The sequence below is a fragment of the Nitrospirillum amazonense genome (assembly GCF_007828035.1).
In the GTDB taxonomy this organism is placed as follows: Bacteria; Pseudomonadota; Alphaproteobacteria; order Azospirillales; family Azospirillaceae; genus Nitrospirillum; species Nitrospirillum amazonense.
In genome coordinates, this window is the sequence record NZ_VITV01000002.1 from 604,983 (window position 1) to 619,559 (window position 14,577).

Below are 14,577 nucleotides of genomic sequence, written 5' to 3' on the forward strand. Positions count from 1 at the left end.
TCAATGAACCTGCGCCTGCTTGGCCTTCTGCTGCGTCACATAGTCCAGCTCGTGCTGGGCGTAGGCGTCCTGCGGGTTCTTCGCCAGGCACTGCTTGTAGATGGCCTCGGCCTCATCCAGCTTGCCGGTCTCGGAGTAAATGAAGGCGATGCCATGCAGGGCCACCTGCTCCTCTTTTTCCTTACTTTGAGCGAAGACGGCGGAATGCTCTTTCGCCGCTTGATACGTCTCCAACGCCAGGGGCCAGTTCTTCTCCGACTTATAGATGTTGGCCAGCTCGTTCAGATAATGAGGGTTATACGGTGACAGGTCGCGGGCCCGCTCCAGACTAGCCTTGGCAGCGTCCAGATCTTTCAGTTCCACGAGGGAGAAGCCTTTGAAGAAATAGGCGGCGCCCCAGGTGTTTGGCACGGCGTGAGCCGATTTCGTCGGTTTCTGGCTGGCCGCCAATAGCATGTACGCCAGAATCTCGGCAGGGCTGCTACCGCAGTACAGCCTGTCCGGGTTGTCTTTGTAACGGACCTCATAAGTGGCGATCACTTGGTCGAAGAACGCGATGGCTTGGCGCGGCTGGCCAGAGCGCATGAGTTGCACCCCTTCGCCGATGACGCGCAGCATGGCTTGGTCTTCAGCCTCTTCCGCAGCCTTCTTGGAATCAGCGGGCTTGGGATCAACGGGTGCTGGCGCCGCCTGGCCTTGGGCGGGGATTTGAACGGGCGGAGCGGTCTCTTGATCCTGTGCCCATGCGGAAGCAGTCGAAAAGGCCAGACCCGTCATCAACAGAACAGCAAACACCCCGGCGCGCATCGCTCCCCCCATCCCCATCCCATGCGATCGTCGCACGTTGGCGATCATTCTATCAGGACGATTGCGACACACCAGGGGCGCAACTCCAGAGGCGCGCCAAATCCTATTTCCCGGCCGCATACACTTTTTTGCCGTCCACCCAGGTGGACAGCGGCTTGATGTCGGCGATCTGGCGCGGGGCCACGGTCAGGGGATCGGCGCTGAGGATGACGAAGTCGGCGCGCAGGCCGGGCTTCAGGGCGCCCACCTCCCCTTCCATGAAACCGGCGTAGGCGGCGTCGCGGGTGAAGCCGGCCAGCGCCTCCTCCCGCGTCAGCTTCTGGTCGGGCAGCCAGCCGCCCGGGGGCTGGCCGGCCAGGTCCTGGCGGGTGACGGCGGCATAGAGCCCCAGCATGGGGTTCACCTTCTCCACCGGGAAGTCGGAGCCCAGGGCCAGGCGCGCGCCGGCGTGGCGCAGGCTCTGCCAGGCATAGGCGCCGGCCAGCCGATCATGGCCCAGGCGCTTTTCCGCCCACGGCATGTCCGAGGTGGCGTGGGTGGGCTGCATGGAGGCGATGACGCCCAGCTGGGCGAAGCGCGGGATATCATCCAGGGTCAGGATCTGGGCATGCTCCACCCGCCAGCGGTGGTCGCTCTTGGCGTCGGCGCCCAGTACCTTGGCGTAGGTGTCCAGCACCAGGCGGTTGCCGCCGTCGCCGATGGCGTGGGTCGCCACCTGAAGGTGGCAACCCTTAGCCTTGGCCACGATGCGGGGATAGTCGGCGGGGTTGGTGACGTAGATGCCGCTGTTGCCGGGATCGTCGCTGTAGGGGCGCAGCAGCCTGGCGCCCCGGCTGCCCAGCGCGCCGTCCATGTACAGCTTCACCGCCCGCATGCGCACGCGGCCGCTGGGGTCGGTGTAGCCGCCGTTTTGGGTGCACAGCCAGGCCAGCGCCTCATGGTCGCCATCCGCCATGGTGTAGAGGCGCACCGGCACCTCCCCCTTGGCGGCCATGTCCTGCAGCACGCGGAAGGATTGCAGGTCGATGCCCGGCTCATGCGCGCCGGTCAGGCCCAGCGACACCATCTCGGCGAAGGCCAGCTTATAGTTCTGGCGGATCTGGTCATCGGTGCGCGGCGGCAGGGCCTCGGTCAGCAGGTCCATGGCGTTGTCGATCAGCACGCCCGTGGCCTTCTTGCCCTTGCGCACGATGCGGCCGCCCTGCGGCTGCCAGGTGCCGTCCAGGCTCTTGGCCTTGGGTTGCGCCGCCATGACACGCAGCGCGGCGCTATTGATCCAGACGGCGTGGCCGTCGATACGCTCCAGCCGCACCGGCCGGTCGGGAAAGGCGGCGTCCAGGTCGGCGGCGGTGGGGAAGGCCTTGTCCGCCCAGCGGTTCTGGTCCCAGCCCCAGCCCTGCAGCCAATCGCCCGGCGGCAGCTTGGCCGCCTGCGCCTTCAGGCGGTTGAGGATTTCGGCCTTGCTGGTGCTGCCCGACAGGTCGGCGGTCAGCAGCGCTGCCCCCTCCTCCTGCACATGGCCGTGGGCGTCGATCAGGCCGGGCACCACGGGGGCGCCGCCGGCATCCACCGTGGCGGCGCCGGGATAGCGCTGGGTCAGGTCCGCCGTGTCGCCCACCGCCAGCAGGATGCCGGTTTCATCCCAGGCCAGGGCGCTGGCCGTGGGGTGGACGGCATCCTCGGTATGGATGAGGGCGTTGACCAGCAGTGTGGGCGCGGCCCAAGCCTGAGCCGCCATCTGGCCCGCCAGCAGCGCCAACGCGGACACCGCCGTCGCGACCCGCCCCATTCGCATCATGATCCCCATCCCCTTGGTTTCATTGCCGCCAAGGGTACAGGGGATTTTCTTGCGGTCAAATTCTAGAGGAAGGGCTCCACCGCCGCCAGGAAGGCCTTGGGCGTCTCAATCATGGGGGCGTGGCCGCTGTCGGGGATGGTGACCAGCTTGGCCCCCGGAATGCCGTCGGCGTAGAACTGGCCATCCGCCGGGGGCAACAGCTTATCCTCCGCCCCCCAGACCACCAGGGTGGGGATGGTGATGTCCTTCAGCCTGCCATCCACCGCCTCGTTCAGCAGCGCCGGGTTGCTGTAGACGGCGTGGATGGTCCAGGCGTCGCCCTTGGACAGGCTCCAGGCGAAGCCGCGCTTCAGGGCCGCCGGCCCGGTGGACCAGCGCGGGTCATGGAAGATGGCGCCCAGCATGGCCTTCTGCCCCGCCAGCGAGGCGGCGGGGGGCGGGGCGTCGGCGCCCGCCGGCTTGGGGCCAAAGGCCTTGGCCATGGTGTCATGCCGGCCGGCGGCGTCACACAGGACCAGCCGCGACGGCTTGGGCAGGGCGAAGGCGGGATCGGCGGCGATGCCGTCCAGGGCCTGGATGGTGTATTGCGCCGAAATCCAGCCGCCCAGGGATTCGCCCATCAGGGTGAAGTCCGTCACCTTCTTCTGCCGCAGGAATTCGCCCAGGAAATCCACCCAGGTCTGGATGGCGTAGTCGATCATGGGCTTGTCCGAGGCGCCGAAGCCCAGCTGGTCCAGCGCCAGCACGTGGTGGGTCTTGGCGAGGTCGGCCATCACCTTGCCCCAGTCGCCCTGCGCGCTGCTGCCCAAACCGTGGACCAGCACCAGGGTCGGGCCCTGCCCCGCCTCGTAATATTTGATGGAGGCGCCGAACAGCTGGATGGTCTGCGCCTCGCTCTTCGCCGCCCGTCCGGCGGCGGCGGGTTGCGCGGCATCGGCCGCGTGCCCATCCCCCGGCGCCATAAAGGGCGCCATCGCCAAGGCGGCCGCCAGCATCGCCGCCCGTATCATCATCCTTGACCGCATTGGGTTCCCCGCATCGTTGGCCACCCCATCGGGGCCGGTAGGACAACAGGGTGCCTTTCTCTCCCCCAAAACAGCAAGACCGGTCAGGACGGAGATGTCGGCATTGGTCATAGTGCCGGCATGACCCTGCCCCGCCCCGACCGCCTCGCCGACCTCTTGTCCTGGATCGAGGACAATTTGGACCAGCCGCTGACGCTGGACGCCATCGCCGACCGCATGGCGCTATCGCCCTATCATTTCTCCCGCCTGTTCACGGCCCGCATGGGACGCAGCGTCATGGCGTATGTCCGGGGGCGGCGGCTGGTCAAGGCGGCGCGGCGCCTGACCTCCGAGCCGGAGGCGCGCCTGATCGACCTGGCGTTCGATTGCGGCTTCGACTCCCAGGAAGCGTTCACCCGCGCCTTCGGGCGCCTGTTCGGTGTCTCGCCCGGCCGGTTCCGGCAAGGCTATTCCGCCATCCCCTTTGAAGGACAATATCCCATGAGCCTGCCCGACAGCGCCGATGTCGATGTCATCCAACTGCCCGACCTGGTCCCCCTGGACGCCTTCACCGTCGCCGGCCCGTCGCGGCGCTTCGACGGCGCCACCAAGGCTACCATCCCCCAGCTCTGGCCGGCGCTGATCGGCGCCCTGCCCTTCGCCGAGCAGGAGCCCAGCTGGGCCACCTATGGCGTGGTGTGGGCGGCGGACCGCTCGGAAGGCAGCTTCGATTACATGGCCGGCGTCAGCGTCGCCCCGGACGCCACGCCGCCGGCGGGGTTCACCACTCTGCGCATCCCCGCCGCGACCTACGCCGTGTTCCGCATCACGCTGAACGGCGGCCCCCTGCACCCCCAGGTCAAGGCGGCCATGGCCCGCATCTGGGGCGAGTTGATCCCGGCATCGGGCCTGAGGGTGGCGGACAGCCCGGACTTCGAGCTTTACGACAGCGAATTCGCGCCCACCCGCCCCGGCGCCTTCATCGATTTCCACGTGCCCGTGGTCATGTGACGGGCGTGGGGATCAGTGCCCCTTCACCGGCCCGCCGTCCTTGCGCCGGCCGGTGAGGGCGGCGATCACCCCGTGCATCGTCCGCACCTCCTGCTCCGTCATGTGCGCCCGCTGCAGCATGTTGCGGATGTTGCGCACCATGCTGGGGCGCTTTTCCTCGCTGGTGTAGAAGCCGGTGGCGTCCAGCTCCAGCTCCAGGTGCTCGAACAGGTTGACCAGTTCTTCCTTGGTCGCGGGGCGGGAGTTGCCGGTGTAGAGCTGCCGCTCCGGCCCTTCATAGCCCGCCTGGAACCATTCGTGCGCCACCAGCAGCACGCACTGCGCCAGGTTCAGGGAGGAAAAGCCCGGGTTCAGCGGGATGGTGATGATGGTGTCGGCCAGCGCGATGTCGTCATTGACCAGGCCGGTGCGCTCCGGCCCGAACAGGATGCCGACGCCGCGGCCCACCTGGGCATGCGCCCGCATCTCCGTCGCCGCCTCGCGCGCCGTCAGCACGGTCTTGACCATGTAGCGGGGGCGCGCGGTGGTGGCGTAGACCTTCTGCAGGTCGGCGATAGCGTCCTTGGTGCTCTCGTACACGCGGGCCTGGTCCAGCACCAGGGTGGCGCCGGCCGATGCCGACACCGCCTTCTCGTTGGGCCAGCCGTCGCGCGGGTTCACCAGGCGCAGGTCGGTCAGGCCATGGTTCAGCATGGCCCGCGCCACGGTGCCGATGTTCTCCCCCAACTGGGGCTCCACCAGGATGACGGCCGGGCCCGCGCCCTCCTCCGTCCCTTCAGCCTGGGATTTGGCGAGCATACGGCGGTCGGTTCCACTCATGGCACTTGGGTCCTGAAACTGCTGGCGTCCCTCAGGCGGTGGGGACGGTGGCCCCCGCGCGGTAGAGACAATAGGTGATGCTGTCGAACAGCGCGTTGAACGACGCGTCGATGACGTTGGCCGATACCCCGACGGTAACCCAGGGGGCGCCGTCCGGCATCCGCGTTTCGATCATGACGCGGGTCACCGCCTTGGTGCCGTCCTGGGGGGTCAGGATGCGGACCTTGTAGTCGACCAGCCGCATCCCGTCCAGATGCGGGTAGGCGGGGATCAGGGCCTTGCGCAGCGCGGTGTCCAGGGCGTTCACCGGGCCGTTGCCCTCCGCCACCGTCATCAGGGCGTCGGCCACACCCGGCACCTCCAGCTTGGCGGTCGCCTCCGACAGGGTCACCAGCTGCCCCTGGGCGTTCCAGCGCCGCTCATCCAGCACGCGGAAGGAGATCAGGCGGAAATAGTCCGGCAGGGTGCCCAGCGTGCGCCGCGCCAGCAGTTCGAAACTGGCCTCGGCGCCGTCATAGGCGTAGCCCTCGAACTCCCGCCGCTTCACCGCCTCCACCAGGGCGCCCACGCGCGGGTCGCCAGGCTCGATACTGATGCCCACCTCGCGCAGGCGGGCCAGGACGTTGGAGCGGCCGGCCTGGTCCGACACCACGACGTGGCGCCGGTTGCCCACCGCCTCCGGCGGCACATGCTCATAGCTGGTGGGGTCCTTTTCCACCGCCGAGACGTGCAGGCCGCCCTTGTGGGCGAAGGCGCTTTCGCCGACATAGGCGGCGTGGCGGTTGGGGGCGCGGTTCAGCCGGTCGTCCAGCAGTCGGCTGACATGGACCAGGCGGCGCATCCCCTCCTCGTCCACGCCGGTCTCATACCCCATCTTCAGGGACAGCGTGGGAATGAGGGAGATGAGGTTGGCGTTGCCGCAGCGCTCGCCCAGGCCGTTCAGGGTGCCCTGGATCATGCGGGCACCGGCGCGCACCGCCGCCAGACTGTTGGCCACGGCGTTCTCGGTGTCGTTGTGGCAATGGATGCCCAGCCGGTCGCCCGGGATGATCCGGGCCACGGCCGCCACGATGGCCTCCACCTCGTGCGGCAGGCTGCCGCCGTTGGTGTCACACAGCACCACCCAGCGCGCCCCGCCCTCATATGCCGCGCGCACGCAGGCCAGGGCGTAGTCCGGGTTGGCCTTGTAGCCGTCGAAGAAATGCTCCGCATCGAACAGCGGCTCGCGCCCCCGGGCGGCCGTTTCCGCCACGCTGTCGCGGATCAGGTCCAGGTTTTCCCCGCGCGGGATGTTCAGGGCCACGTCGACATGGAAATCCCAGGTCTTGCCCACCAGGCAGACACCGGCGCCCGGCACCCCGTCCGTGGCGTTGAACAGCGCGTTCAGCCCCGGATCGTTGCCGGCGCTGCGCCCCGGGCGGCGGGTCATGCCGAAGGCTGTCAGCCGCGCCCGCTTGAAGCGGGGCGGATCAGCGAAGAAGGCGTCGTCCGTGGGGTTGGCCCCCGGCCAGCCGCCCTCGATATAGTCGATGCCCAACGCATCCAGTTCCCGCGCGATGGCCGCCTTGTCGGCCGCGGTGAAGTCCACGCCCTGGGTCTGCGCGCCGTCGCGCAGCGTGGTGTCGTATAGGTAGATGCGGGGGCGATCGGTCATAACCAGGCCAGATAACGTAATGGAGTTGCGACAATGGCCCATCGCACGCAACGAAGCAACCTTGGAAGCCCTCAAGGACGGACATGGCGGCCTTGTCGGACGCGGTGCGCCTTTATCCGGCGACACCGGGAGATGGATCGCAGGGACATTGGTAAAAACCGCCAGACGCCTCCGGATGTGATTGGCTGTGACACCCGGCGACACCTGCCGAATAGAATTAACCAATCAAATCGGTGAAACCTTACACAGGGTTCTTGCGTTCTTTTGTTCAACACCTATACTTTTTGCATAGGGAATTTCTAAGACCATCCTAGTTAATATCGAAAATTTTATCGAATTTACTCGCTCGAGCGGCCGCGCCTCCACCGCCTTGCTGTTTATTTGCTCCGTTCCGGCATCCGTCCCCTTTTCCAAGGAAACCGCCCATGACGCTTTGGCTGAACCTGTCGCTGCGCGCCAAGGTCCTCCTCTCCTTCCTGGCCGTCCTGATCCTCATGGCGGCCCTGGGCGGCACCTCCTTGTGGACCCAGGCCAGCCTGGGGCGGACGACGGACGCCCTGGCCGGCCAGGCACTGCCCAACGCCGTGCGGCTGGGGGAACTGATGGAAAGCCTGAACCGCTATCGCCGCCTGGAACTGCGTCTGGCACTGGCCGCCGCCGTGCACGATGCCGGCGATGTCAAAGGGGCGGAGGATGATTTCCCCAAGACCCGGGCGGCGGTGGAAACGGCTATTCGCGATTACGCCGCCAACATCAACGCCGACAGCCCAGACGGACACGCCCTGCGCACCTTCACCGAGGCTTGGCAGCGCTACACCGCCGCCACCGCCAAGCTGGTGGGCCTGATCGACGCGCATGACGATGCCGGCATGCAGAGCTTCGCCTCCGGCCCGCTGAAGGACGCTTTCCGCGCCGTGATCAGCCCCCTGACGGACACGCTGGAATGGAACGCCCGCCATGGGCAGGACCTGGCGCGGACGGCGAACGCCACCCGCGAGGCCGCACGCACCGCCGTGCTGGGGGCGCTGGCCGCCAGCCTGGCCTTGGGGCTGGTGGTTATCCTGGCCATGTCGCGCACTGTGGCCCGCCCCCTGACCGCGATGGCGGACGCGCTGGGCCGCTTGGCGCGCGGTGACCTGGAGGGGGCCGTGCTGGCCCGGCAGGAGCGGCGGGACGAGGTCGGCCTATTGGGCCGGGCGCTGTCCGTCTTCCGCGACAACGCCCTGGCCGTGCGGCGGCTGGAACAGGAACAGACGGCCCTGCGCACCCAGGCGGAGCGGGAGCGCAAGGCGGCCCAGGCCGCGGTGGCGGACGCTTTCGAGGCCCAGGTGGCCAGCCTGATCGATGCCCTGGCCGCCGCCGCCCGCGAGATGAAGGACACGGCGGAGTCCATGGCGGAGGCGGCGGGCGTCACCCGCGACCGCTCCAGCGCCGTCGCCGGCACCGCCCTGCAAACCTCGGCCAACGTGCAGATGGTCGCCACCGCGTCGGAGGAACTGGCCGCCACGGTGCAGGAGATCGCGCGCCAAGTCGAACGCTCCCGCCTGCAGGCCCAGGACGCCATCGCCGACTGTGCCGCCTCCACCGAGGTGGTGGGCCAGCTGCGGGACAGCACCAACCGCGTCACCGAGGTGGTTGAAATCATCGCCGGCATCGCCGCGCAGACCAACCTGCTGGCCCTGAACGCGACCATCGAGGCGGCGCGCGCCGGGGAGGCCGGCAAGGGCTTCGCCGTCGTGGCCGGCGAGGTCAAGGCGCTGGCGACGCAGACCGCCAAGGCGACCGAGGACGTGACCGCCCAGGTCCAGCGCATCCAGGGCTTGAGCGAGCGCACGGCCGCCGCCATCGCCGGCATGCAGAGCGCCATCACCGGCATGGCCGACATCGCCATGGCCATCGCGTCGGCCGTCGAGGAACAGACCGCCGCGACGCGGGAGGTCGCCCGCGGCATCAACGAAGCCGCCACCGGCACCGAGGACATGTCGCGCGACATCACCCAGGTCAGCGCCGCCGCCACCACCACCGGCAGCGCCGCCACCCAGATCAAGGGAACGTCCGGCAAGCTGGCGGAACACGCCGACGTGCTGACCGGCGCGGTGGAACGGTTTCTGGGGACGGTGCGGGCGGCGTGAGGGGGCCGGGAAGATGGGAGGGCGGCATGGACCTGTGGGCCTGACGCCGCCCGCCGGCGCTTGCTTATTCGACCTGACAGCCCTGCTGCTCGTAAGCGAAATCGCCGCTCTGCAGGGAGATCTTCATTTTGCAGGCCGAGGCCTGCACCGGGCGGATGGGGCCCAGGCAAACGGCGCCACTGGGCGTGAACGCCTCCAGATACCAGATGTGGCCGACATAGGTGACGAAGTCTGCCGTCTGCTTGGGCTGCAGGGTGGTGTAATGGGTCAGGACGCCGTCAAATCCCGCCCACAGCACGTTGATCTGGCTGTTGGTGGTGTTCTGCAGGCTCAGGCCGGACTTCACGCGCGTCTGAGGCGACGGCTCCTGCTGATTATCACATTGCTGCGCACTGGCATACGAGGCGAACAGCAGGGGGAAAGCGAGGGCGCAGAAGAAAGCGAATTTACGCATGATCGATCTCCTCAATACTGATATTTTCATTACGCGTAAGCAAATAGCGATCACAGAAACTCTTCTGCCAATTTCTAATTTTTTTTATTACTGGATCCGCTTGAAGCATTGAGCATGCCGACAAGTCGAGCGAACCGCCATACGGCACTCACAATAGGGGAGTTACTCATATTCCACTGATTTGTACATCAGTTCGGTCAACTACGCAAAAGCAGCACGCCAGAAGCTCCCAGAAGACCAGATGGCTGGCAGGATTCAGCCACGCCACCCGAGCTATCGGAAATTTTCTATCCGTATAGGTTCTTTATAATTCTAATTTCCGTCTAACGTTCCTTCGTTGCACAGGGAATAGAGACGCCGAATCCGTCATTTCGGTTGATGAATCCTTCCTGTCAAAATAAACCGTGCGCTAACGGCTCCGCTGAATCGGCGCATCGATTTTATCCTGCCACCTTCTCCTGGCCGAACGTTGGCATGACTGGCGGTGGATGACGCTGGCCCATGCCCTATGCTGGATGGCTTCTTGCCGTAATGGGAGGGAGCGACAGCGCCCCCTGACGTCAACGAGAAGAAGGGACGAGGCACGGGTTGCGCCCCAGCCTGATCGAAAGGGAAAGGACCGCGGCGGGGGGACTACAGGGGCCCCTTGGTCTTTCGTGGGGTGGCGTATGGCGCGCGCCGTATCCCTTCCTCCATAGCCTTGATCCGGCGCCCCTGCCCAGAAGGCCCCCCGCCCCGGCCGCGCGTTGACAGCCCTGGAGGCAGTCCCCACCTTTGACCGGCCCCCTTCGCAGGAAGCCCCCCCTCGCATGCCGGCGCACACCGCAATTCCCTTCGCCGATCCCGCCTTCATGAATCCCGCCTTTCCGGACTCCCGCGGGTTCCATCGGCAGGGGCGCGGCCTGATCGACCAGGGCCGTCCCGAGGACGCGCTGCCCGTCTTCCAGCACGCGGCCCTGCTGGCCCGGCAAGGCGACGGCCAAGGGGTCGTGGACGCGGACCGCCTGGGCCGCATCCTCTATGACGTGGGTTATTGCCTATACGACCTGGGCCGCATCGACGAGGCGCTGGCGGAGTTCCAGGACGCCGTGGCGGCGGCGGAACAGGGCGACGCCCACGGGCTGGTGCACGGCGACAACCTGGCCGCCTGCCTGCATTTGGTGGGGACCTGCCTGGCCCGCCTGGGCCGGGATACGGAGGCGCTGGCCTGGTTCCAGCAAGCGGCGGAGGCCGCCAGCCGGGGCGATGCCCAGGGCCGGGTGGACCGCGAGGCTGTGGGCCACAGCCTGCACCAGGCCGCCGCCTGCCTGGCGCGCCAGGGCCAGCCCGACCAGGCCCTGCCCTGGCTGCAGCAGGCCGTGGCAGCCAAGGAGCAAGGCGACGGCACCGCGCGCGTGGACCACGCCAGCCTGGGCGCCAGCCTTCACCTGATGGCGGACTGTCTCTACGCCCTGGGCTTGGTCGAGGACGCGCTCGTCTGGTTCCAGCGCAGCGTCCAGGCGCTGGAGCGTGGCGCCCCCGATACCCCCGTCAACCACGACGACGTCGGCCGCGCCCGCCTGCGCGTCAGCCACTGCCTGATGGACCTGAAGCGCCCGGCCGACGCCCTGCCCTGGGCCTTGGCTGCCGTCACGGCGGTGGAGGACGGCGACGCCGCCGGGCGCGTGAACCTGGAGGGCCTGTGCCACGCCCTGCAGGCGGTGGGGGACACCCTGGCCAGCATGGGCCGCTTCGACGAGGCCATGGACTGGTACCGCCACGCCGCCGAGACCGCCGAACACGGCGACCCCGCCGGCCTGGCCGCCACTCTCACCGCCGGCGCCGCCTGCCTGCGCAAGCTGGGCCGGACGGAGGAAGCCAGCGCCTGGGAACTGAGGGCCAGGACGCCGGTGGGGTGAACTGACACTTATTTCAAATAGCCACCAGCTCAGAAATTTTAAAGTCTAGAGCCGAGTGCGTTTAATCAGAAACGCACTCGGCTCTAAGTGCTTGTTCAACGAGCGGATTCACGCTGCAAAGCGATTCCGCTTTTCCGCGATCCGCTCTAAGCGCCTAGACTTCTTTCCAATTTTCAGTGAGCTTGAGGCTCAGCCTGAATTTGCTGTTGTTGCTGAGCCGTTGGCTTAGCGTCCGGCGCTGGCTTTGCCCCCCCATCGACCGGTTGTTCTTTAACAAAGGAATCTGCCCCACCGCCAAAATTTACAATCGGTATGTAGAATCCAAGACCTTGGCCATCTATTTTATCTACACTTGCGCTTTTACTTCTAACAGCTTCTGTGACGAAGCCTCGTATTTTAACTGGTGTGCAAAGCTCGTAGTAACTATTGAGAGCTGTTATTAATTGTGGGCCACCACTTATTTTCTCAATTGGTAAGTAAGTTATAAATGTCTGCTTTGCTTTGATTACAAGAGCATACGTGGCATAAGGAGGCAAATCATATAGAACATTATTTGCTGCATTCTCAATTGTCTGAGTAGTCAATCCAAATAATGCGGCAACCGTGGCGATCGCCACATGACTAGCATTAAAAGCCCCCATGAGACTAGTTGTGGTTGATCCAATTAGACTTGTTTCAGAAACACCAGTAGCCTTATCTTGAGAAAGTCTATCCAACGCCGAGAAATAATTATGACAGTCAGTATCTATTATTGATGCAGCAGCATAAAATATATCCTTCATGTCTTTTTTATCGTCACCAGATAATTTTAATTGTTTTCTAATAGAGTCGTATGATTCTCCTTGATTGCCAAGCCTAACTGGAAAGTCCTTATTCTCTATAATTCTAGATGGCCCTTCTCTAACGTCATATCCGCCATCTAATTTATTAAAATTGCTATAATTCTTCGCCGCACCATAAGCTGCGCACCCAGACATCATCGTGCAGGCAAGCAGCATCGTGACAGAACCCATTTTATTCATGGTTTCCTCCTGGCAGGTCAGAGCTGTGTAAAGTGACAGCAGAAAGGCCTCAGCGGCGCCGGTTACTGGACCGGCACCGGAAATTCGTCACGAATTTTAGGCAAATGCACCAACCTAACGGTTGCGTGACACTACCATAGCGGGCGAATGCCGCAAGGACATATCATCTTCGGCAAGCACAAACCCCCGGACTCTAACCATAAGGATATAACCATGAACTATGCCCGCTCCCAGGTCGTGCCCTGCCCCCAGCGCCACGCCATGGTCCAGTAGCGCGTCCCGGATACGGTTAGCCTCGGTGAAGTTCCTGGCGGCGCAGGCGTGCTTGCGCGTATGAAGGGTGGCCTCGTCCAGCCCTCTCCCGTCCCCCCGGGCCTTTGGGCAACCAGCGGAACCAGACCCCGGTTGCTGGTTGGGTGGGGCTTATTCGGTTGGCGGCGGCCTTGAAGTTGGCGGCGGGCTGAGAGCCAACCTCTAGCGCCGCCCGGAAATCGAGGGCCAGGACGCCGGTGGGGTGAGCCTTATTTCTGTTCCGGCGCCAGCCCTTGCGCCGCCGCGTCATCACGGGTGGCGCGGGCGTCGTCATGCAGGGCGGCGTAGGCGATGGCGCGGTAGCGGTACGCTGCCGCGTCCCGGGGTTGCAGGGCGATAACCTGGGTCATGTCGGCGATGGCGGCCTCAAAACGGTCCTGGTCCAGCGCAATGGCGCCTCGGGCCCGGAGCGCGTCGGCGTAGGTCGGCGACAGCGCGACGGCAGCGTTCAGGTCGGCCAGGGCGTCGGCCATCCGACCCTGGGCGCGGTAGATCGCGGCCCGCCGCAGCAGGGCTTGCGGTGTGCCGGGCTTCAGACGCAGGGCCTCATCCAGGTCGGCAAGGGCGGCCGCGTCCTGTCCTTTGGACTGCAAGGCCAGGCTGCGGTTCAGGTGCGCACCCGCGTTCATGGGATCCTGGGCCAGGACGGCGGTGAAATCGGCGATGGCCTGATCCCAGGCTGCCTTGCCGATATAGGCCACCCCCCGGTTGTTGTGCGCGTCGGTAAAGCCGGGGTCGATCGCCAGCGCCTGGCCATAGTCCGCAATGGCCGCGTCCGGCGCGCCGACCGCCAGATAGCTGTCCCCGCGCGCCTTCAGGGCGCGGGCATCCTGGGGGTTTAGGGTAATGGCTTTGGTGAATTCGGCAATGGCGCCCGCGGCCTCCCCCGCCGCCTGCAGGCTGAAACCGATGTCGCTGTAGGCCTCGGCCATGCGGGGGTCCCGTCGTACCGCCTCCGCCGCGTCGGACTGGGCCTGGGCATCGTCGCCCTTGGCGCGATAGGCCACGGCGCGGAAGCGCCATGCAGCAGCGGCGGTCGGGTCCAGACGGATAGCCTCACTTTCATCCGCGATGGCCCGATCGACCTCATGGCGCTGGATGTAGAGCGCGCCACGGCTGACATAGAGCGTGGGGTCATCCGCCTTCAGCGCGATGGCGCTGCTGAAATCCGCCAACGCGGCGTCACGGTCACCCCGCTTCAGGAATAGGGCGGCACGGTTGACGTAGCCAGCCAGCAGTTTGGGATCCGCCGTCACGGCGCTGCCGTAATCCGCCAGCGCCCGACCATCGTCGCCCCGCTCGGCATAGGCCAGGCCACGGTCGACATAAAGCCTGGCGTCCGTCTCGCCCGCCCGCAGATGCAAATCGATGGCGGCGCCATAATCGGCGATGGCGCGGTCCAGGTCACCCGCCTGATGGAAGTGGAAGGCGCGGTTGCGCAAAGCGCCGGCCCGGACCTGGGCCGTTTCCCCCTTCGCCTCGATGATGCGGGTGCAGGCGGGGATGGCTTCCTCCGCCGGGGCTTCCGCGCAGTGCCGCCGGTCGAAATTCATCCGCGCGGCCAACGCCGCCGTTTGCGCGCCCGCCGGGCCCCCCAGGGCCGCCGCCGCCAGCAGCCCCAGACCGAACGCCGCCGTGACCCTGATCATGCCTTCCCCCGGATCGC

At 66.0% G+C, this 14,577-nt stretch carries 11 protein-coding genes; 3 read left to right on the plus strand and 8 right to left on the minus strand.

Going from position 1 to position 14,577, the window contains the following annotated elements:
- The 3 genes from FBZ87_RS06735 to FBZ87_RS06745 all read right to left on the minus strand — a co-directional run bounded on the left by FBZ87_RS06735 (position 1) and on the right by FBZ87_RS06745 (position 3,618).
- Entirely contained in the window at positions 1-855 is an 855-nt protein-coding gene (locus FBZ87_RS06735) for a tetratricopeptide repeat protein (protein ID WP_186454616.1), read from the minus strand.
- Positions 856-910: 55 nt separating this feature from the next.
- Positions 911-2,605 (minus strand): amidohydrolase, encoded by a 1,695-nt coding sequence (locus tag FBZ87_RS06740; RefSeq protein WP_246134271.1) that lies wholly within the window; start codon positions 2,603-2,605, stop codon positions 911-913.
- Between the two features lie 62 nt (positions 2,606-2,667).
- Positions 2,668-3,618, minus strand: coding sequence for an alpha/beta fold hydrolase (locus FBZ87_RS06745; protein WP_246134272.1), 951 nt, complete (start codon positions 3,616-3,618; stop codon positions 2,668-2,670).
- 132 nt (positions 3,619-3,750) lie between these two features.
- On the opposite strand from FBZ87_RS06745, the gene FBZ87_RS06750 reads away from it, so the two are divergent.
- Positions 3,751-4,620, plus strand: coding sequence for an AraC family transcriptional regulator (locus FBZ87_RS06750; protein ID WP_145609550.1), 870 nt, complete (start codon positions 3,751-3,753; stop codon positions 4,618-4,620).
- A 12-nt stretch (positions 4,621-4,632) separates the two neighbouring features.
- Here FBZ87_RS06750 and FBZ87_RS06755 read toward each other — a convergent pair whose 3' ends face one another.
- Together FBZ87_RS06755 and cimA are read right to left on the minus strand one after the other, a co-directional pair.
- Positions 4,633-5,439 carry an RNA methyltransferase gene (locus FBZ87_RS06755; protein WP_145609551.1) on the minus strand — a complete coding sequence of 269 codons (807 nt, stop codon included), beginning with the start codon at positions 5,437-5,439 and terminating at the stop codon, positions 4,633-4,635.
- A gap of 31 nt (positions 5,440-5,470) precedes the next feature.
- Positions 5,471-7,093 (minus strand): citramalate synthase, encoded by a 1,623-nt coding sequence (gene cimA / locus FBZ87_RS06760; protein WP_145609552.1) that lies wholly within the window; start codon positions 7,091-7,093, stop codon positions 5,471-5,473.
- Between the two features lie 425 nt (positions 7,094-7,518).
- On the opposite strand from cimA, the gene FBZ87_RS06765 reads away from it, so the two are divergent.
- Entirely contained in the window at positions 7,519-9,225 is a 1,707-nt protein-coding gene (locus FBZ87_RS06765; protein WP_145609553.1) for a methyl-accepting chemotaxis protein, read from the plus strand.
- 64 nt (positions 9,226-9,289) lie between these two features.
- On the opposite strand, the gene FBZ87_RS06770 is transcribed toward FBZ87_RS06765, so the two are convergent.
- On the minus strand, positions 9,290-9,679 hold the full coding sequence (locus tag FBZ87_RS06770; RefSeq protein ID WP_186454617.1) for a VHL beta domain-containing protein: 390 nt from the start codon (positions 9,677-9,679) through the stop codon (positions 9,290-9,292).
- A gap of 809 nt (positions 9,680-10,488) precedes the next feature.
- Between FBZ87_RS06770 and FBZ87_RS06775 the strand changes: the two genes are divergently transcribed.
- Positions 10,489-11,577 carry a tetratricopeptide repeat protein gene (locus FBZ87_RS06775; RefSeq protein ID WP_145609555.1) on the plus strand — a complete coding sequence of 363 codons (1,089 nt, stop codon included), beginning with the start codon at positions 10,489-10,491 and terminating at the stop codon, positions 11,575-11,577.
- 173 nt (positions 11,578-11,750) lie between these two features.
- Here FBZ87_RS06775 and FBZ87_RS06780 read toward each other — a convergent pair whose 3' ends face one another.
- Both FBZ87_RS06780 and FBZ87_RS06785 read right to left on the minus strand, forming a co-directional pair.
- Positions 11,751-12,599 (minus strand): hypothetical protein, encoded by an 849-nt coding sequence (locus tag FBZ87_RS06780; protein WP_145609556.1) that lies wholly within the window; start codon positions 12,597-12,599, stop codon positions 11,751-11,753.
- A gap of 521 nt (positions 12,600-13,120) precedes the next feature.
- Complete coding sequence (locus tag FBZ87_RS06785; protein ID WP_145609557.1) at positions 13,121-14,560, minus strand: tetratricopeptide repeat protein; 1,440 nt, start codon at positions 14,558-14,560, stop codon at positions 13,121-13,123.
- Between the last annotated feature and the right edge of the window lie 17 nt (positions 14,561-14,577).

What these genes read in the sequence shown, in the direction of transcription:
- FBZ87_RS06735 (WP_186454616.1), bottom strand. Translation starts at nt 855, where the DNA reads ATGATCGCCAACGTGCGACGATCGCATGGGATGGGGATGGGGGGAGCG.
- FBZ87_RS06740 (WP_246134271.1), bottom strand. Translation starts at nt 2,605, where the DNA reads ATGATGCGAATGGGGCGGGTCGCGACGGCGGTGTCCGCGTTGGCGCTG.
- FBZ87_RS06745 (WP_246134272.1), bottom strand. Translation starts at nt 3,618, where the DNA reads ATGATGATACGGGCGGCGATGCTGGCGGCCGCCTTGGCGATGGCGCCC.
- FBZ87_RS06780 (WP_145609556.1), bottom strand. Translation starts at nt 12,599, where the DNA reads ATGAATAAAATGGGTTCTGTCACGATGCTGCTTGCCTGCACGATGATG.
- FBZ87_RS06765 (WP_145609553.1), top strand. Translation starts at nt 7,519, where the DNA reads ATGACGCTTTGGCTGAACCTGTCGCTGCGCGCCAAGGTCCTCCTCTCC.
- FBZ87_RS06775 (WP_145609555.1), top strand. Translation starts at nt 10,489, where the DNA reads ATGCCGGCGCACACCGCAATTCCCTTCGCCGATCCCGCCTTCATGAAT.
- FBZ87_RS06755 (WP_145609551.1), bottom strand. Translation starts at nt 5,439, where the DNA reads ATGAGTGGAACCGACCGCCGTATGCTCGCCAAATCCCAGGCTGAAGGG.
- FBZ87_RS06770 (WP_186454617.1), bottom strand. Translation starts at nt 9,679, where the DNA reads ATGCGTAAATTCGCTTTCTTCTGCGCCCTCGCTTTCCCCCTGCTGTTC.
- cimA (WP_145609552.1), bottom strand. Translation starts at nt 7,093, where the DNA reads ATGACCGATCGCCCCCGCATCTACCTATACGACACCACGCTGCGCGAC.
- FBZ87_RS06785 (WP_145609557.1), bottom strand. Translation starts at nt 14,560, where the DNA reads ATGATCAGGGTCACGGCGGCGTTCGGTCTGGGGCTGCTGGCGGCGGCG.
- FBZ87_RS06750 (WP_145609550.1), top strand. Translation starts at nt 3,751, where the DNA reads ATGACCCTGCCCCGCCCCGACCGCCTCGCCGACCTCTTGTCCTGGATC.